General features: G+C 70.2%; 18 protein-coding genes and 5 tRNA genes. 16 read left to right on the top strand and 7 right to left on the bottom strand.

The features are described from left to right. Positions 1–86 precede the first annotated feature (86 nt). The 5 genes from CP983_RS12860 to CP983_RS12840 all read left to right on the top strand — a co-directional run bounded on the left by CP983_RS12860 (position 87) and on the right by CP983_RS12840 (position 581). A tRNA-Gln gene (locus CP983_RS12860) sits at positions 87–158 on the top strand. Between the two features lie 21 nt (positions 159–179). Then, a tRNA-Glu gene (locus tag CP983_RS12855) sits at positions 180–252 on the top strand. Between the two features lie 63 nt (positions 253–315). Then, positions 316–388: transfer RNA gene (locus CP983_RS12850), tRNA-Glu, on the top strand. Positions 389–408: 20 nt separating this feature from the next. Further along, positions 409–480: transfer RNA gene (locus CP983_RS12845), tRNA-Gln, on the top strand. A 28-nt stretch (positions 481–508) separates the two neighbouring features. Then, a tRNA-Glu gene (locus tag CP983_RS12840) sits at positions 509–581 on the top strand. 50 nt (positions 582–631) lie between these two features. Here the strand turns inward: CP983_RS12840 and CP983_RS12835 are convergent. Continuing rightward, a complete protein-coding gene (locus CP983_RS12835; protein ID WP_107902456.1) occupies positions 632–1285 on the bottom strand; it encodes a MerR family transcriptional regulator in 654 nt (217 codons plus the stop codon). Between the two features lie 78 nt (positions 1286–1363). Between CP983_RS12835 and CP983_RS12830 the strand changes: the two genes are divergently transcribed. Beyond that, a complete protein-coding gene (locus CP983_RS12830; RefSeq protein WP_150499674.1) occupies positions 1364–1885 on the top strand; it encodes a DUF4188 domain-containing protein in 522 nt (173 codons plus the stop codon). Between the two features lie 211 nt (positions 1886–2096). On the opposite strand, the gene ndgR is transcribed toward CP983_RS12830, so the two are convergent. After that, the gene (gene ndgR, locus CP983_RS12825; RefSeq protein WP_107902454.1) at positions 2097–2813 is read right to left on the bottom strand and encodes an IclR family transcriptional regulator NdgR; all 717 of its coding nucleotides are present in this window, start codon (positions 2811–2813) and stop codon (positions 2097–2099) included. A 201-nt stretch (positions 2814–3014) separates the two neighbouring features. Here ndgR and leuC point away from each other — a divergent pair, with 201 nt between their 5' ends. From leuC to CP983_RS12805, 4 genes are all read left to right on the top strand, one after another. Further along, a complete protein-coding gene (gene leuC / locus CP983_RS12820) occupies positions 3015–4445 on the top strand; it encodes a 3-isopropylmalate dehydratase large subunit (RefSeq protein WP_107902452.1) in 1431 nt (476 codons plus the stop codon). 6 nt (positions 4446–4451) lie between these two features. Continuing rightward, positions 4452–5045: a 3-isopropylmalate dehydratase small subunit gene (gene leuD / locus CP983_RS12815; protein WP_107902450.1), complete on the top strand. Its 594-nt coding sequence runs from the start codon at positions 4452–4454 to the stop codon at positions 5043–5045. Positions 5046–5310: 265 nt separating this feature from the next. Then, a complete protein-coding gene (locus CP983_RS12810) occupies positions 5311–5541 on the top strand; it encodes an SCO5555 family protein (protein ID WP_019755408.1) in 231 nt (76 codons plus the stop codon). Between the two features lie 137 nt (positions 5542–5678). Further along, a complete protein-coding gene (locus CP983_RS12805; RefSeq protein WP_150499673.1) occupies positions 5679–6329 on the top strand; it encodes an HU family DNA-binding protein in 651 nt (216 codons plus the stop codon). A gap of 82 nt (positions 6330–6411) precedes the next feature. Here CP983_RS12805 and CP983_RS44430 read toward each other — a convergent pair whose 3' ends face one another. Next, positions 6412–6615, bottom strand: coding sequence for a hypothetical protein (locus tag CP983_RS44430; RefSeq protein ID WP_030955515.1), 204 nt, complete (start codon positions 6613–6615; stop codon positions 6412–6414). 112 nt (positions 6616–6727) lie between these two features. Further along, a complete protein-coding gene (gene cofC / locus CP983_RS12800; protein WP_208852835.1) occupies positions 6728–7366 on the bottom strand; it encodes a 2-phospho-L-lactate guanylyltransferase in 639 nt (212 codons plus the stop codon). A 170-nt stretch (positions 7367–7536) separates the two neighbouring features. On the opposite strand from cofC, the gene CP983_RS12795 reads away from it, so the two are divergent. The 3 genes from CP983_RS12795 to CP983_RS12785 all read left to right on the top strand — a co-directional run bounded on the left by CP983_RS12795 (position 7537) and on the right by CP983_RS12785 (position 10553). Further along, positions 7537–8319: a lysophospholipid acyltransferase family protein gene (locus tag CP983_RS12795; RefSeq protein WP_150499672.1), complete on the top strand. Its 783-nt coding sequence runs from the start codon at positions 7537–7539 to the stop codon at positions 8317–8319. Further along, positions 8316–9326, top strand: coding sequence for an NAD(P)H-dependent glycerol-3-phosphate dehydrogenase (locus CP983_RS12790; RefSeq protein ID WP_030952858.1), 1011 nt, complete (start codon positions 8316–8318; stop codon positions 9324–9326). The genes CP983_RS12795 and CP983_RS12790 overlap by 4 nt, the downstream gene beginning before the upstream one ends. 69 nt (positions 9327–9395) lie before the next feature. Beyond that, the gene (locus tag CP983_RS12785; RefSeq protein ID WP_150499671.1) at positions 9396–10553 is read left to right on the top strand and encodes a D-alanine--D-alanine ligase family protein; all 1158 of its coding nucleotides are present in this window, start codon (positions 9396–9398) and stop codon (positions 10551–10553) included. A 15-nt stretch (positions 10554–10568) separates the two neighbouring features. On the opposite strand, the gene CP983_RS12780 is transcribed toward CP983_RS12785, so the two are convergent. Beyond that, positions 10569–11078, bottom strand: coding sequence for a DUF3515 domain-containing protein (locus CP983_RS12780; protein ID WP_150499670.1), 510 nt, complete (start codon positions 11076–11078; stop codon positions 10569–10571). Positions 11079–11098: 20 nt separating this feature from the next. Then, complete coding sequence (locus CP983_RS12775) at positions 11099–11332, bottom strand: Lrp/AsnC family transcriptional regulator (RefSeq protein WP_030952852.1); 234 nt, start codon at positions 11330–11332, stop codon at positions 11099–11101. A 206-nt stretch (positions 11333–11538) separates the two neighbouring features. Here CP983_RS12775 and CP983_RS12770 point away from each other — a divergent pair, with 206 nt between their 5' ends. Further along, positions 11539–12507, top strand: a complete 969-nt coding sequence (locus CP983_RS12770) for a thiamine-phosphate kinase (RefSeq protein ID WP_107902439.1) — start codon at positions 11539–11541, stop codon at positions 12505–12507. Further along, a complete protein-coding gene (gene thiD / locus CP983_RS12765) occupies positions 12504–13295 on the top strand; it encodes a bifunctional hydroxymethylpyrimidine kinase/phosphomethylpyrimidine kinase (RefSeq protein ID WP_150499669.1) in 792 nt (263 codons plus the stop codon). Before CP983_RS12770 ends, thiD begins: the two co-directional genes overlap by 4 nt. 118 nt (positions 13296–13413) lie before the next feature. Here thiD and rpmB read toward each other — a convergent pair whose 3' ends face one another. Beyond that, positions 13414–13599 carry a 50S ribosomal protein L28 gene (rpmB, locus tag CP983_RS12760; protein WP_003993230.1) on the bottom strand — a complete coding sequence of 62 codons (186 nt, stop codon included), beginning with the start codon at positions 13597–13599 and terminating at the stop codon, positions 13414–13416. A 255-nt stretch (positions 13600–13854) separates the two neighbouring features. On the opposite strand from rpmB, the gene CP983_RS12755 reads away from it, so the two are divergent. Continuing rightward, positions 13855–15528, top strand: coding sequence for a DAK2 domain-containing protein (locus CP983_RS12755; protein WP_150499668.1), 1674 nt, complete (start codon positions 13855–13857; stop codon positions 15526–15528). Positions 15529–15535: the final 7 nt, after the last annotated feature.

The following is a 15535-nucleotide window of genomic DNA, read 5'->3' as shown; positions in this document are numbered from 1 at the left end:
TTCCTGCGCCGCCGGGGAGCGGGCCGAAAGGCCGGGAACCGGAGGAGCAAACTAGAACAAGATCCCCGCAGGGGCTTGCGTTCCAGTGGCCTATGGTGTAATTGGCAGCACGACTGATTCTGGTTCAGTTAGTCTTGGTTCGAGTCCAGGTAGGCCAGCTCGCAGAGCTCATCTGCAAAGCCCCCGTTGTGTAGCGGCCTAGCACGCTGCCCTCTCAAGGCAGTAGCGCCGGTTCGAATCCGGTCGGGGGTACAGATCCTTCCCGCGAGGACGGTTTCGGGTAGCTCCCGCCGACTTCGATGCAGGATCGCTAGGGCCCCCGTTGTGTAGCGGCCTAGCACGCCGCCCTCTCAAGGCGGTAGCGCCGGTTCGAATCCGGTCGGGGGTACGAACTGGTTTAAACCACATTGGTCTATGGTGTAATTGGCAACACTACGGTTTCTGGTACCGTCATTCTTGGTTCGAGTCCAGGTAGACCAGCTCGGATCTGCGGAAACGTAAGATCCACGCCCCCGTTGTGTAGCGGCCTAGCACGCCGCCCTCTCAAGGCGGTAGCGCCGGTTCGAATCCGGTCGGGGGTACACACAGTGAAGGCCCTCCACTTCGGTGGGGGGCCTTCGTCGTGCCTGCGTCACTCCTGCTCGCCGAAGCCGTACCGCCGCGCGGACTCCTCCTCCTGGGCGAGCCGGTGCAGGGCCTGGAGCATCGGCTCGACCAGGACCGCCCCCAGGACCGCCGCCTCGACCTTCTCCGCCTCCGAGCCGTGGGTCTCCACGAAGTCCAGGTCGAGGGCGGCCGCTCCGTGCATCAACCTCGCGTACGCCAGCAGCAGTTGCGGGTCCCAGTCATAGCCGAGCCGTCTGAGCGCGGCCATCGCGACCACCAGTGAACGGTAGGAGGGCGAGATGGTGACCAGGGCCTGGGCGTTCGACCAGCCCAGGGACTCCAGCAGTTGATCGGCCACCTCGTGCGCGGACCGGACGTGCTCGTCCTCCTCGTCCGGCTCGGGCACCTGCGGCAGGGCCCACAGGGCCGCGCCCATACGGATCGTGCGGGGGAGGGCGTCGTCGTCGACATGGCCGAGCACCTCGCGGACCGTCGCCACCGGCACCCGGCCGACCTGGATCATCGCGCGCACCAGGCGCAGCCGGCGCAGATGCTCCTCGTCGTACTCGGCGGTGCGGGCGTTGATCTGCCGGCCCGGCGCCAACAGGCCTTCACGGAGGTAGTACTTGATCGTCGCGATGGGCACCCCGCTGCGCTCGCTGAGCTCGGCCAGCCGCATGTCTTGCGCCTCTCATTGGGAAGTGCCACTATCCAAACATCGCGCAGAAGGATAGTGCCGCTATCCGACGAGGGAGTCATGGGGGACGCCGTGTTCGCGAAGCCGGTGCTGGGTCGTACGACCGCGGATGCCGAGGGCGATGTGGTGGTGCTGCTGATCGGGATGCGGATCAACCACTTCTGGGCGGTGCACCAGTGGCTGCCGGTCATGCTGTCGATGTTCCGCATGCTGGGGGAGCTTGCGCGGGACAGCGACCGGGGGCTGCTGGGGCGCGTGCTGCTCACGGCCTCGCCGCGGACGTACTACATCGTCCAGTACTGGGAGTCCAAGGAGAAGCTGTACGCGTACGCCGCGGCGCCGGACATGTTCCATCACAAGGTGTGGGGGATCATCAACCGCAAGGAGCGGGCCGGGAAGGCGCGCGGGCACGTGGGCATCTGGCACGAGGCGTACGTGGTGCCCGAGGGGGCGTACGAGTCGATCTACGCGGACATGCCGGCGTTCGGGTTGGCGGCGGCGCACGGGCAGGTGCCGGTGGAGCGGCGGGGCCGGTATGCGAAGGACCGGTTCGCGCACAGGTCCGGGACTGCGACGTCCTAGGGGCGCGGGGAACTGCGCGACCAGCCGCGACGGTGTCGCGGACGGCCGGTGGTGGCGGGTTCTGCGCCATCGGGGCTTCGGATGCGGGGTGGGTGCGGGCCGTATGTGGCTGGTCGCGCAGTTCCCCGCGCCCCTGAGGTGCGTCACCTGACCGTCGGAGAAGGGCCGCCGCGGCGTTGAGGCTGCCCTGTCCCGACGTACGGTGATGCCCTCAGCCCGTGCGGCGCAGGGCCTCGGAGAGGCGGGAGGCCGCGTCGATCACCGCTTGGGCGTGCATGCGGCCGGGGTGGCGGGTGAGGCGCTCGATGGGGCCGGAGACCGAGACGGCGGCGACCACGCGGTTCGACGGCCCGCGCACCGGCGCGGAGACGGACGCGACGCCCGGCTCGCGCTCGCCGATCGACTGGGCCCAGCCCCGGCGCCGTACGCCGGAGAGCGCGGTGGCCGTGAAGCGGGCGCCCTGGAGGCCGCGGTGCAGACGCTCCGGCTCCTCCCAGGCCATGAGGATCTGCGCCGACGAACCGGCCTTCATCGTGAGCGTCGAGCCGACCGGGACTGTGTCCCGAAGGCCGGACAGGCGTTCCGCCGCGGCGACGCAGATACGCATGTCGCCCTGGCGGCGGTAGAGCTGCGCGCTCTCGCCCGTGATGTCACGGAGGTGGGTGAGCACCGGTCCCGCGGTGGCGAGGAGACGGTCCTCTCCCGCGGCCGCGGCCAGTTCTGCCAGGCGAGGGCCGAGAATGAAACGGCCCTGCATGTCACGCGCCACCATGCGGTGGTGTTCCAGAGCCACGGCCAGTCGATGGGCCGTGGGTCGTGCCAGTCCGGTGGCCGAGACGAGCCCTGCGAGGGTGGCCGGACCGGACTCCAGGGCGCTCAGGACAAGGGCTGCCTTGTCCAGAACGCCGACGCCGCTACTGTTGTCCATGCAACGATACTCGCGTCTCACTCTGTGAAACGCAAGTTCAATTTTCCGTGGAACACGCCACTCTGGAAGAACGAAGGCAGAGCGGCCCGTGAACCGAACGGGCCTGGCGGCGGACGCCCGGAAGCAGGGGCGCGGGCGCCGGTCGCCTTCTCAAGATCTCTAGTTGGGCCGGTGGACCGTATGCCGGCCGGAGGGAAAGCGATGGGTAGGACACTCGCGGAGAAGGTCTGGGACGACCATGTCGTCCGGCGCGCCGAGGGCGAGCCCGACCTCCTCTTCATCGATCTGCACCTGCTGCACGAGGTGACCAGCCCGCAGGCCTTCGACGGCCTCCGCAAGAGCGGTCGCCCGGTGCGCCGGCTCGACCTGACCATCGCCACCGAGGACCACAACACCCCGACCCTCGACATCGACAAGCCCATCGCGGACCCGGTCTCCCGGGTGCAGCTGGAGACGCTGCGCAAGAACGCCGCCGAGTTCGGCGTGCGCCTGCACCCGCTGGGCGACGTCGAGCAGGGTGTCGTGCACGTCGTCGGCCCGCAGCTGGGCCTGACCCAGCCGGGCATGACCGTCGTCTGCGGTGACTCCCACACCTCCACCCACGGCGCCTTCGGCGGTCTGGCGTTCGGCATCGGCACCTCCCAGGTGGAGCACGTGCTGGCCACCCAGACGCTGCCCATGGCCCGCCCGAAGACCATGGCCATCACGGTCAACGGCGAGCTGCCCGACGGCGTGACCGCCAAGGACCTGATCCTGGCGATCATCGCCCGGATCGGCACGGGCGGCGGCCAGGGCTACGTCCTGGAATACCGCGGCTCCGCCATCGAGAAGCTCTCGATGGAGGCCCGGATGACCATCTGCAACATGTCGATCGAGGCCGGCGCCCGCGCGGGCATGATCGCCCCGGACCAGACCACCTTCGACTACCTCGAGGGCCGCCCGCACGCGCCCAAGGGCGAGGACTGGGACGCCGCCGTCGCGTACTGGAAGACGCTGAAGACGGACGCGGACGCCGAGTTCGACGCCGAGGTCGTCATCGAGGCCGCCGAGCTGTCGCCGTTCGTCACCTGGGGCACCAACCCGGGCCAGGGCGCGCCGCTTTCGGCGTCCGTCCCCGATCCTGCTTCGTACGAAGACGCTTCGGAGCGCCTCGCCGCCGAAAAGGCCCTGGAGTACATGGGGTTGGAGGCCGGTCAGCCGCTGCGTTCCATCAAGGTGGACACCGTCTTCGTAGGCTCCTGCACCAACGGCCGTATCGAGGACCTGCGCGCCGCCGCCGAGCTCGTGCAGGGCCGCAAAGTCGCCGACGGCGTACGGATGCTGGTCGTGCCCGGCTCCGCGCGGGTCGGTCTCCAGGCCGTCTCCGAGGGCCTGGACGTCGTCTTCAAGGAGGCCGGCGCCGAGTGGCGGCACGCGGGCTGCTCGATGTGCCTGGGCATGAACCCGGACCAGCTGGCCCCGGGTGAGCGCTCCGCGTCCACCTCCAACCGCAACTTCGAGGGACGGCAGGGCAAGGGCGGCCGTACGCATCTGGTGTCGCCGCAGGTCGCGGCGGCCACCGCGGTCCTGGGCCACCTGGCCTCCCCGGCCGACCTGTCCGACGCCGAGACCCGTACGCCCGCTGGAGTCTGAGAAGTCATGGAAGCATTCACCAAGCACACCGGCCGGGCCGTTCCGCTGCGCCGCTCCAACGTCGACACCGACCAGATCATCCCTGCTCACTGGCTCAAGAAGGTGACCCGGGACGGTTTCGAGGACGGGCTGTTCGAGGCCTGGCGCAAGGACCCGGAGTTCGTGCTCAACCGGCCCGAGCGCGAGGGCGCCACGGTGCTGGTCGCCGGCCCCGACTTCGGCACCGGCTCCTCCCGTGAGCACGCCGTGTGGGCGCTGCAGAACTACGGCTTCAAGACCGTCATCTCCTCGCGCTTCGCCGACATCTTCCGCGGCAACTCGCTCAAGAACGGCCTGCTCACGGTGGTTCTGGAGCAGAAGATCGTGGACGCGCTGTGGGAGCTCACCGAGAAGGACCCGCAGGCCGAGGTCACGGTCGACCTGGAGGCCCGTGAGGTGCGCGCCGAGGGCATCACCGCCCCCTTCGAGCTGGACGAGAACTCCCGCTGGCGGCTGCTGAACGGCCTCGACGACATCTCGATCACCCTCCAGAACGAGGGCGACATCGCCGCCTACGAGGCGAAGCGGCCGTCGTTCAAGCCGCGGACGCTCCAGGGCTGAGCCGAGAGCCGCCCGCAAGGCGACTTTCGGACACCGCAACACCCTCCCAGTACCCCCGATCAGCCCGATCGGGGGTACTGGCATGTCTGCACCCGAACGGTCCTGCGGCAGATACGTGCCCCGCTCAACTTCCCACGTTAGGGCGGGTGTTGTGGGGGTACGCGAGTGGTGCGACGGTGACTTCCGCAAGTGCCCGGAAGGCCATTTGAGGCCGGAGTTGCACCCCTGGCAGGCGACAACTCGCCCCAGATGGCACAATCTGTGCATGGAACACGACGGCCAACTCGAGCTCTATGCGGCAGTCGCGGACCAACTCAAGGAAGCGCACACAAGAGTGCGTGCACTGCAAGTCCCGGAGGGCGTACGGATGGCGCTGACCCGGAAGCTGCTGGTCATTACGGCCGCGGCCAAGCACGACGTCGCCGAAGCGACAAGGCGTCTGGAGCGGTTCATGGCGGATCTCGACGCGGGGCGATTCCCCGAAGAGGAACGCTGAACACCTTCGAGACAGTCGAGTCTGTTGCGGCACAAGGGTGATTAGCCCGTTTCGTGTTTGATTTGCGGTATATATCTGCCTAACGTGCGAAAAAGCTTGAACACTTTCGTTCTGGCGATGTCTCCGAAGGGGAAGACGTGAACAAGGCGCAGCTCGTAGAAGCGATTGCCGACAAGATGGGCGGCCGCCAGCAGGCCGCCGATGCTGTCGACCACGTACTGGACGCGATCGTCCGCGCGGTTGTCTCGGGTGAGCGGGTCTCCGTCACCGGCTTCGGTTCGTTCGAGAAGGTCGACCGTCCCGCCCGGTACGCCCGTAACCCTCAGACGGGCGAGCGGGTTCGGGTCAAGAAGACCTCCGTTCCGCGCTTCCGTGCGGGTCAGGGCTTCAAGGACCTGGTGAGCGGCTCGAAGAAGCTCCCGCGGGGCGGCGAGGTCGCCGTCAAGAAGGCGCCCAAGGGCAGCCTGACCGGTGGTGCCTCGGCGACGGTCAAGAAGGCTGCCGCGAAGAAGACCACCGCGGCGAAGAAGGCCACCGCCAAGAAGACGACCGCGAAGAAGACGACGGCCAAGAAGACGACGGCTGCCGCCAAGAAGACGACCGCGAAGAAGACGACGGCCAAGAAGACCACGGCCGCCGCCAAGAAGGCCACCGCGGCGAAGAAGGCCACCGCCAAGAAGGCGACGGCGAAGAAGGCCCCGGCGAAGAAGGCCACCGCCAAGAAGGCGCCGGCCAAGAAGTCGACGGCGCGCAAGTCCACCGCCAAGAGGACCACGCGCAGCAGGTAGGACCGCACAGGGGCACTCACGCGCCGGGCCGGACTCCGTACGGAGTCCGGCCCGCGGCGTGTTCCGGTGCCCTGTACCGGGTTCAGAAGGTCTGCAACGTCACCAGCGTGATGCGCAGGGACTCGCCCTTGCCCTCCGTCTCGATGCGGACCCGCTGCCCGGGGCGCAGCAGGCGGAGGCCGCCCGCGTCGAAGGCCGGGGCGTCGAAGGGGACCGGGGTGCCGTCGTCCAGCAGGACGCTGCCGGTGCGGGTTTCGGCGTCGTAGGTGTATGAGGTGGCCTGCATGGTCGTCAGCCTACGACGGGTTGTGTGTCGGGGCGGTGCCGTGGGGGCCGTTCGTGCCCGCGCGGCGGAGCCGCATTTCAGACCCGGACCCGCGCCCTCAAGGGCGTGGCGGTCACTGTTCCTTGATCAGCAGCCGTGCCGCCATCGCCGCTGTACGCGGGCCCACGCCCAGGACCAGTGCGGCGCGCAGATCCGCGCCGGTGTCCACGTCCTGGCGCACGGAGTCCACCGCGTCGAGGAGCAGTTCCACCGCACCGGACGTGCGATGACGGGCGCGGGAATCCGTGCCGAATGCCGAGCGCAATTCATGGCCGGGGGAAGCGGCCAGCAGAGTCGTACCGATCTTTGCCGCATCGGGGAGAAAAGCGCGCGGGAATTCCGCCGCCGCGTCCAGTACCCGGGCCAATTCCAGCGGGCGCAGTGCCGGAAGATCGGCGTTCAGGGCGGCTACCGGGGTTTCGGGGCGGGAAGTGCGTACGACGCCCGCAGCGTGCGCCAGCGCGGCGTTCAGACCGCCGCCGGGTTCGTCGCCGACGATGTGCGCGCCAAGTGCGCCCAGCTCGCGCCCGGCCAGGGCGTCGCCCGTGACGACGGCCACATCCTTCACCGCCGGGCAGGCCAGCGCCGCGGCCACGGTGTCCAGCGCGAAGGCGAGGGCCAGGCCCGGGCGCAATCCGTCCGCCGCGGTGTCCGAAAGCCTGCTCTTCGCCCGGGCCAAGGGCTTCAGGGGTACGACCAAGGTCCACTGCACTGGCGTTCCGTCCCTCTCTAGTCGCGGTCATTGTCACTCAGCCGTCACCAGCGCCATCTGGCGGTCGCGGCCGCGAGGCGTACGGTGTTCTCGACAGACCGGCGGCCTGGGGCGAGACTTGTGCGGCCCCCAGGCCCGACGTCCTTTGATTCCTAGAGGAAGGTGCACGCGTGCCCCGCCGCAGAATCGGCTTCTGGTACCGCTTCGCAGCGGTGCTCTGCAAACCGCCGCTGGTGGTTCTGATCAAGCGGGACTGGCGTGGAATGGAGCACATTCCGGCCGAGGGTGGATTTATCACCGCGGTGAACCACAATTCGCACATCGATCCCTTCGCGTACGCGCACTTTCAGTACAACACCGGCCGTGTTCCGCGATTCCTCGCGAAGAGCGGGCTTTTCAAGAAGGGATTCGTCGGCGCCGCGATGCGCGGCACCCGGCAGATCCCCGTCTACCGGGAGACCACGGACGCGCTGAGCGCCTTCCGCGCCGCGATCGACGCCGTGGAGCGCGGTGAATGCGTCGCCTTCTATCCGGAGGGCACCATCACCCGCGACCCCGACCAGTGGCCCATGACCGGCAAGACCGGCGCCGCGCGCGTGGCCCTGCAGACGAGGTGCCCGGTGATCCCGGTCGCGCAGTGGGGCGCCAACGAACTGCTGCCGCCGTATGCCAAGAAGCCCAACCTCCTTCCGCGCAAGACCCACCAGGTGCTCGCGGGCCCGCCCGTGGACCTGGCGGAGTTCTACGACAAGGAGATGACCCCGGACCTCCTCAAGGAGGCGACCGAGGTCATCATGGCCGCCATCACCCGCCAGCTGGAGGAGATCCGCGGCGAGAAGGCGCCCGAGACGACGTACGACCCGCGCCAGGAGCGCATCGAGCAGCGCCGCAGGACCGCCGCGCAGAACAACTCGCAGGCGAAGGCCGAGCAGGAAGAGGGGCAGGGCACGTGAGCAAGCCCGTCAAGGCGGCAGTCCTGAGTGCCGGTTCGTGGGGCACGGCATTCGGCATCGTCCTCGCCGACGCCGGCTGCGACGTCACCCTGTGGGCCCGCCGCCCCGAGGTCGCCGACGCCATCAACTCGACCCGCACGAACCCCGACTACTTCCCCGGCGTCGAGCTCCCGCAGGGCATGCGGGCCACCACCGACCCCGCCGAGGCCATGGCCGGCGCGGACTTCACGGTGCTGTCGGTCCCCTCGCAGACCCTGCGCGCCAACCTCGCCGAGTGGACGCCGATGCTGGCGCCGGGCACGGTCCTGGTGTCGCTGATGAAGGGCGTCGAACTCGGCACCACCATGCGGATGAGCGAGGTCATCGAGGACGTCGCCAAGGTCGGCCACGACCGCATCGCCGTGGTCACCGGCCCCAACCTGGCCCGTGAGATCGCCTCCCGCATGCCCGCCGCGGCCGTCGTGGCCTGCACCGACGAGTCCGTCGCCCAACGCCTCCAGGCCGCCAGCCACACGCCGTACTTCCGCCCGTACACCAATACGGACGTGGTGGGTTGCGAACTGGGCGGAGCCGTGAAGAACGTCATCGGCCTCGCCGTCGGCATCGCGGACGGCATGGGCCTCGGCGACAACGCCAAGGGCTCGCTGATCACCCGCGGCCTCGCCGAGACGACCCGGCTCGGGGTCGCGCTGGGTGCCGACCCGCTGACCTTCTCCGGACTCGCCGGCCTCGGTGACCTGGTGGCGACCTGCTCCTCGCCGTTGTCGCGCAACCACACCTTCGGCACCAACCTCGGCAAGGGCATGACCCTCCAGGAGACCATCGCGGTCACCAAGCAGACCGCCGAGGGCGTCAAGTCCTGCGAGTCCGTGCTGGATCTGGCCCGCCGGCACGGCGTCGACATGCCGATCACGGAGACGGTCGTCGGCATCGTCCACGAGGGCAAGCCTCCGGTCGTCGCCCTCAAGGAGCTGATGTCGCGCAGCGCCAAGCCCGAGCGACGCTGAGCGACGCCCGGGGGACGCCACCCTCCGGACGCTGACTCGGACCCTACGGGCGGGTACGCTCAACGCGATATGAGCACCGAGAACCTCCCCCAGAGCCCAGACCAGCCGCAGCGCAAGCCGCGTGTGGCCGTCGTGTTCGGCGGCCGCAGCTCCGAGCACGGGATCTCCATGGTCACCGCCGGCGCCGTCCTGCGCGCGATCGACCGGACGAAGTACGACGTCCTGCCGATCGGGATCACGCAGAGCGGCCGCTGGGTGCTCACCGCCGACGAACCGGAACGCATGGCGATCACCGAGCGCCGTACGCCCAACGTCGAGCAGCTGGCCGAGACCGGCGAGGGCGGCGTGGTGCTCCCCGTCGACCCCGCGAACCGCGAAGTCGTCTACACCGAGCCCGGATCGGTGCCCAAGGCGCTCGGCGAGATCGACGTGGTCTTCCCGGTGCTGCACGGCCCCTACGGCGAGGACGGCACCCTCCAGGGCCTGCTGGAGCTCTCCGGGGTGCCCTACGTCGGCTCCGGCGTGCTGGCCTCGGCCGTCGGCCAGGACAAGGAGTACATGAAGCGGGTGTTCACCTCCTTCGGGCTCAAGGTGGGCCCGTACGTGGTGATCCGGCCGCGTGAGTGGGAGCAGGACGAGTCCGCCGCCCGCAAGAAGATCATCGACCTCGCCGGCGACCACGGCTGGCCGCTGTTCGTGAAGCCCGCCCGCGCGGGCTCGTCGATCGGCATCACCAAGGTCGAGGACCTGTCGGGCCTGGACGACGCGATCGCCGAGGCGCAGCGGCACGACCCGAAGATCCTCGTCGAGGCCGCTCTGCGCGGCCGGGAGATCGAGTGCGGGGTGCTGGAGTTCGAGGACGGCCCGCGCGCCTCCGTCCCGGCGGAGATCCCGCCGCCGGACGCGCACGCGTACTACGACTTCGAGGCCAAGTACATCGACTCCACGCCCGGCATCGTGCCGGCGCCGCTGACGCCCGAGGAGACGGCCGAAGTGCAGCGCCTGGCCGTGGACGCCTTCGAGGCGGCCTCCTGCGAGGGCCTGGTGCGCGCGGACTTCTTCCTCACCGAGGACGGGGAGTTCGTGATCAACGAGATCAACACGATGCCCGGCTTCACGCCTATCTCGATGTACCCGCAGATGTGGCAGGCCGGCGGGATCGGTTACGCGGACCTGGTGGACCGGCTGATCGAGGCCGCGCTGCGGCGCTCGACCGGGCTCAGGTAGGCGCCACCGAGATGGTCAGTCGGCGATCCCCTCGGGGATCGCCTTCTTCACGGCCGCGGCCAGATCGATCAGCACGCTCGAACTGTCCCGGCCCTTCGGCACGGTGACCTCGACGTACGCGCGACGCAATGCGCTGGTGAACCGGTAACCCCCGTCGCCGTCCTCCTCCATCAACCACCTGACGCCGTTCACGCCACCGGCCACCGCTTCGTCGTCCCTGCCCTCGGCCACCGCGGGGTCGCTCATCTTCGACGGCCGTACGACACCGCACCGCAGTATGATCGCCGGGTCTCCCCAGCCCGCGGTCAGCGTCGACGCGGGCGAGGGATCCTCACGGTCGGCACCGTCCACCTCGGCCGGCAGCGCCTTGTCGAGGTTCCGGCACAACTTCGTGGCCTTCGTACCGGGGCTGGGAACCGCTGCCGACGCGCTGCCGTCTGCTGATGAGCAGCCCGCGGTGGTGACCAGCAGGACGAACGCGGGCAGCCCGATGACAGCAAAGCGCCGGTGACGGAAAGAGTTCACCGGCCAAGGGTAGACGGGGGCTACAGATGTACGACCGGGCAGGTCAGGGTGCGGGTGATGCCGTCCACTTGCTGGACTTTGGCGACCACCATGCGACCCAGGTCGTCGACCGTGTCGGCTTGGGCGCGCACGATGACGTCGTACGGTCCGGTGACGTCCTCGGCCTGGATGACTCCAGGGAGCTTGCTGATCGTCTCGGCGACGGTCGACGCCTTGCCGACCTCAGTCTGGATCAGGATGTACGCCTGTACCACGGAACCTCCAGGGCGGCCACGAGGATCATGTGGGGAAAAGGAACGCCACGGTATCGCGTCGCCGCTCGTCACGGGGAGACCCTCGATGGCCAGGGACCCCGCGCCGTGGTGCGGGGACGACCGAAGTTGACGTACATCTCGACCGTAGCGAGCACCGCAGGGACGCGCGACCGGGTGCGGACCGGGACAGAAGGGGCGTAAGGGCAATGAAGGGCACTGTTGGTGAGCTAGGGGAGTTCGGGCTCATCAGGGAGCTCACCTCCCGTCTCACCACCACCCCGGCGGTCCGGGTCGGTCCGGGCGACGACGCCGCGGTGGTGGCCGCGCCCGACCGCAGGGTGGTCGCCAGCACGGACATCCTGCTGGAGGGACGGCACTTCCGCCGCGACTGGTCCACGGCCTACGACGTCGGCCGCAAGGCCGCCGCGCAGAACCTCGCGGACATCGCCGCCATGGGAGCCGTACCGACCGCGCTGCTGCTCGGCCTGGTCGTGCCGGCCGAACTCCCGGTCACCTGGCCGAGCGAGCTGATGGACGGCATCCGCGACGAGTGCCAGGTCGCCGGCGCCTCGGTGGTCGGCGGCGACGTCGTACGCGGCGACACGATCATGGTGTCGATCACCGCGCTCGGCGATCTGCGCAATCAGGAGCCCGTCACGCGGGCCGGCGCGCAGCCCGGCGACATGGTCGCCGTGACGGGCTGGCTGGGCTGGTCCGCGGCCGGATACGCCGTGCTCGCCCGGGGATTCCGCTCGCCGCGCGCCTTCGTGGAGGCGCACCGGCGTCCCGAGCCGCCGTATCACGCCGGGCCGGCCGCCGCAGGGCTCGGCGCCACCGCGATGTGCGACGTGAGCGACGGGCTGATCGCCGACCTCGGGCACATCGCCGAGGCCAGCAAGGTCCGTATCGACATCCGCTCGGGCGCGATCGACATCCCGACCCAGATGAACGACATCGGGCAGGCCGTCGGCGTCGACCCGATGCAGTGGGTGCTGACCGGGGGAGAGGACCACGCGATCGTGGCGACCTTCCCGCCGGACGTGAAGCTGCCCGCCCGCTGGAAGGTCATCGGCGAGGTCCTCAACCCCTCGGCGCTGCCCCAGGTCACGGTGGACGGGGCGCCGTGGACCAGGAAGGGCGGCTGGGACCACTTCGGCGGGGACATCGAGTCATGATCCCGCGCGTCCTCACGGTGGCCGGCTCCGACTCCGGAGGCGGCGCCGGCATCCAGGCCGACCTGAAGACGATGCTCGCGCTCGGCGTGCACGGCATGAGCGTGATCACCGCGGTGACCGCCCAGAACTCCCTCGGTGTGCAGGGGGCCTGGGAGCTGCCGGCGGAGGCGGTGCGGGCGCAGTACCGCAGCGTCGTCGACGACATCGGCGTCCAGGCGGTCAAGACCGGCATGCTCGCCTCCGCCGAACTGGTCGAGGCGGTCGCCGAATTGATCGGCGGCACCGACGCGCCCGCCGTGATCGACCCCGTCGGCGTCTCGAAGCACGGTGACTCGCTGCTCGCGTCGTCCGCGCTGGAATCGGTGCGTACGAAGCTGCTGCCCGTGGCGACCGTCGCGACGCCGAACCTCGACGAGGTGGCGCAACTGACCGGGGTGCACGTCGAGTCCGAGGAGCAGTTGCGGCAGGCCGCCGCGGCCGTGCTGGAGTACGGGCCGCGCTGGGTGCTGATCAAGGGCGGTCATCTGCCCGGGGACGCCGTGGACCTGCTCACCGACGGCTCCGCGGAGCACTGGCTGCGGGCGCCGCGGCACGACAACCGCCACACCCACGGGACGGGCTGCACGCTCGCCTCGGCGATCGCCTCGGGCCTGGCGAAGGGGCTCGCCGTACCGGAGGCGGTGACGGCGGCGAAGGAGTACGTCACCGGGGCGATCGAGGCCGGGTTCGCGCTCGGCGGGGGCATCGGTCCCGTGGATCACGGGTGGCGGTTCCGCGCCGGCGCGTAGCCCTCGGGCGGCCGCTTTCGGTCACCGGGAGTCGGCGGGCACAGCAAAGAGCCGGTCCACCGAGGTGGACCGGCTCAATGCAGCGAACCAGCAGTGGCCGCGCGCTCAGCTGTGGGCGTCAGCGCGAGACCTTGCCGGCCTTGATGCACGAGGTGCAGGCGTTCACGCGCTTCGGCGTCCCGCCGACCACGGTACGCACGCGCTGGATGTTCGGGTTCCAGCGACGGGACGTACGGCGGTGCGAGTGCGAGATGTTGTTGCCGAAGCCCGGCCCCTTGCCGCAGACGTCGCAGTTGGCAGCCACGGGTCACTCCAAAGACTTCAGATGCTCTTACGGATAATCCCGGCAGGCCGGGATCGAGATCTACGATCAGAGATCTGAGTGGCGTTGCCAGGGGACGGCCCGATTTTCATCGGGCAACCGGAGCAGCATACAACGACTGCGCCAGTCCAACGAAACTACCATGGCTGCTCAGGGGCCCGCTCCCGGCCCTCTTCCGGCGCCCACCGGCTCTGGGTCTACGCTGCGTGCCACGTTCGGCCGTTCAAGGAGGCGCAGGTGGCGCAGGTGCCGCAGACATTCTTCGATGCTCTCGCGGTGCGCACCTGGTGCGGCCTCGCGCTGGAGTCGCTCGGTCGCGCCCGCGAGGAGATCGACGCGATCAACGTCTACCCCGTGGCCGACGGGGACACCGGCACCAACCTGTATCTGACCGTGGAGTCGGCGGTCGCCGCGGTGGAGGCCGTGTTCACCGCCTACGACGTGGGCAGGCCCACCCTCGCCGACGCGGCCCGGGCCATGGCGCACGGCGCCCTCATAGGCGCCCGCGGGAACTCCGGCACGATCCTCGCCCAGCTGCTGCGGGGCATGGCCCAGGTGCTCGCCGACGGTGAGACGGCTCACACCGACGGGTCCGGTCTGCGGCTCGCCCTGCGCCGGGCCTCCGACTCCGCCCGCCAGGCCGTGGCCCACCCGGTCGAGGGCACCGTCCTCTCGGTCGCCTCGGCCGCCGCCGACGCGGCCCACGGCGCCGCGGGCGACGACTGCGGCGCCGTCGCGCGGGCGGCCTACGAAGGGGCGCGTACGGCGCTGGCCGCGACGCCCGGACAGCTGGCGGTCCTGGAGCGCGCGGGGGTGGTCGACGCCGGGGGGCGGGGGCTGCTAGCGGTGCTGGGCGCGCTGGTGGAGACGTTCACGGGGGAGGCGGTGCCCGCGGTCGCCGGGGCGCACGCACGCGTGGCACCGGCCGCCGCCGGTAATGGCACCCCGCTCACCGAGGCCGAGGACTGCGCCGACGTCCTGGACGCGGGCGGGCCGGCCTTCGAGGTGATCTACCTCCTGGAGGCCGAGGACGCGGCCGTGGCGCGGCTGCGGGGGCGGCTCGACGGGCTCGGGGACTCCCTCGTGATCGTCGGCGGCGACGGACTGTGGAACGTCCATGTGCACGTCGACGACGCCGGGGCAGCCGTGGAAGCCGGCGTCGAGGCCGGCCGGCCGTACCGGATCCGGATCACCCACTTCGGGGCCGGTGACGCGCACGCCACCGGTGAGCAGCTGCCCCGGGAGCGCGTCCAGCGGGCCGTCGTCGCCGTCGTGCCCGGCGAGGGCCTGGCGGGGCTGTACGGCGAGGCCGGCGCGACCACCGTCCTCGCCCGCCCCGGGGAGCCGCCCGCCAGCGGGGAGCTGGTTCAGGCCGTACGGCGGGCCCACGCGCGCGAGGTCGTGCTGCTGCCCAACGACGCCGAGCTGCGGCACACCGCGGCCGCCGCGGCCGAGCAGGCCCGCACCGAGGGCATCCGCGTGGCGCTGATCCCCACCCGCTCCGCGGTCCAGGGCATCGCGGCACTCGCCGTGCACGAGCCGGACCGCCGCTTCGACGAGGACGTCGTGTCGATGACCTCGGCGGCCGGCGCGACCCGCTACGCCGAGGTCGCCGTCGCCGAACGCCAGTCCTGGACCATGGCCGGCATCTGCCAGGCCGGCGACGTCCTCGGCCTCATCGACGGCGACGTCGCCGTGATCGGCACGGACGTCACCGCCACCGCCGAGGGCGTCCTCGACCGCATGCTCTCCGCGGGCGGCGAACTCGTCACCCTCGTCCTCGGCGACGAGGCGCCCGAGACGATCGCCGAGCACCTCGAAGCACGCGTGCGCGAGTCCTACCTCGCCGTCGACACGGTCGTGTACCGGGGTGGCCGACAGGGAGCCGTGCTGCTCATCGGCGTGGAGTGAGCCCGGC

The sequence above is a fragment of the Streptomyces chartreusis genome, assembly GCF_008704715.1.
GTDB classification, from domain to species: domain Bacteria; phylum Actinomycetota; class Actinomycetes; order Streptomycetales; family Streptomycetaceae; genus Streptomyces; species Streptomyces chartreusis.
Note: the sequence above shows the minus strand (reverse complement) of the source record. Positions and strands in the feature narration are given on the sequence as shown.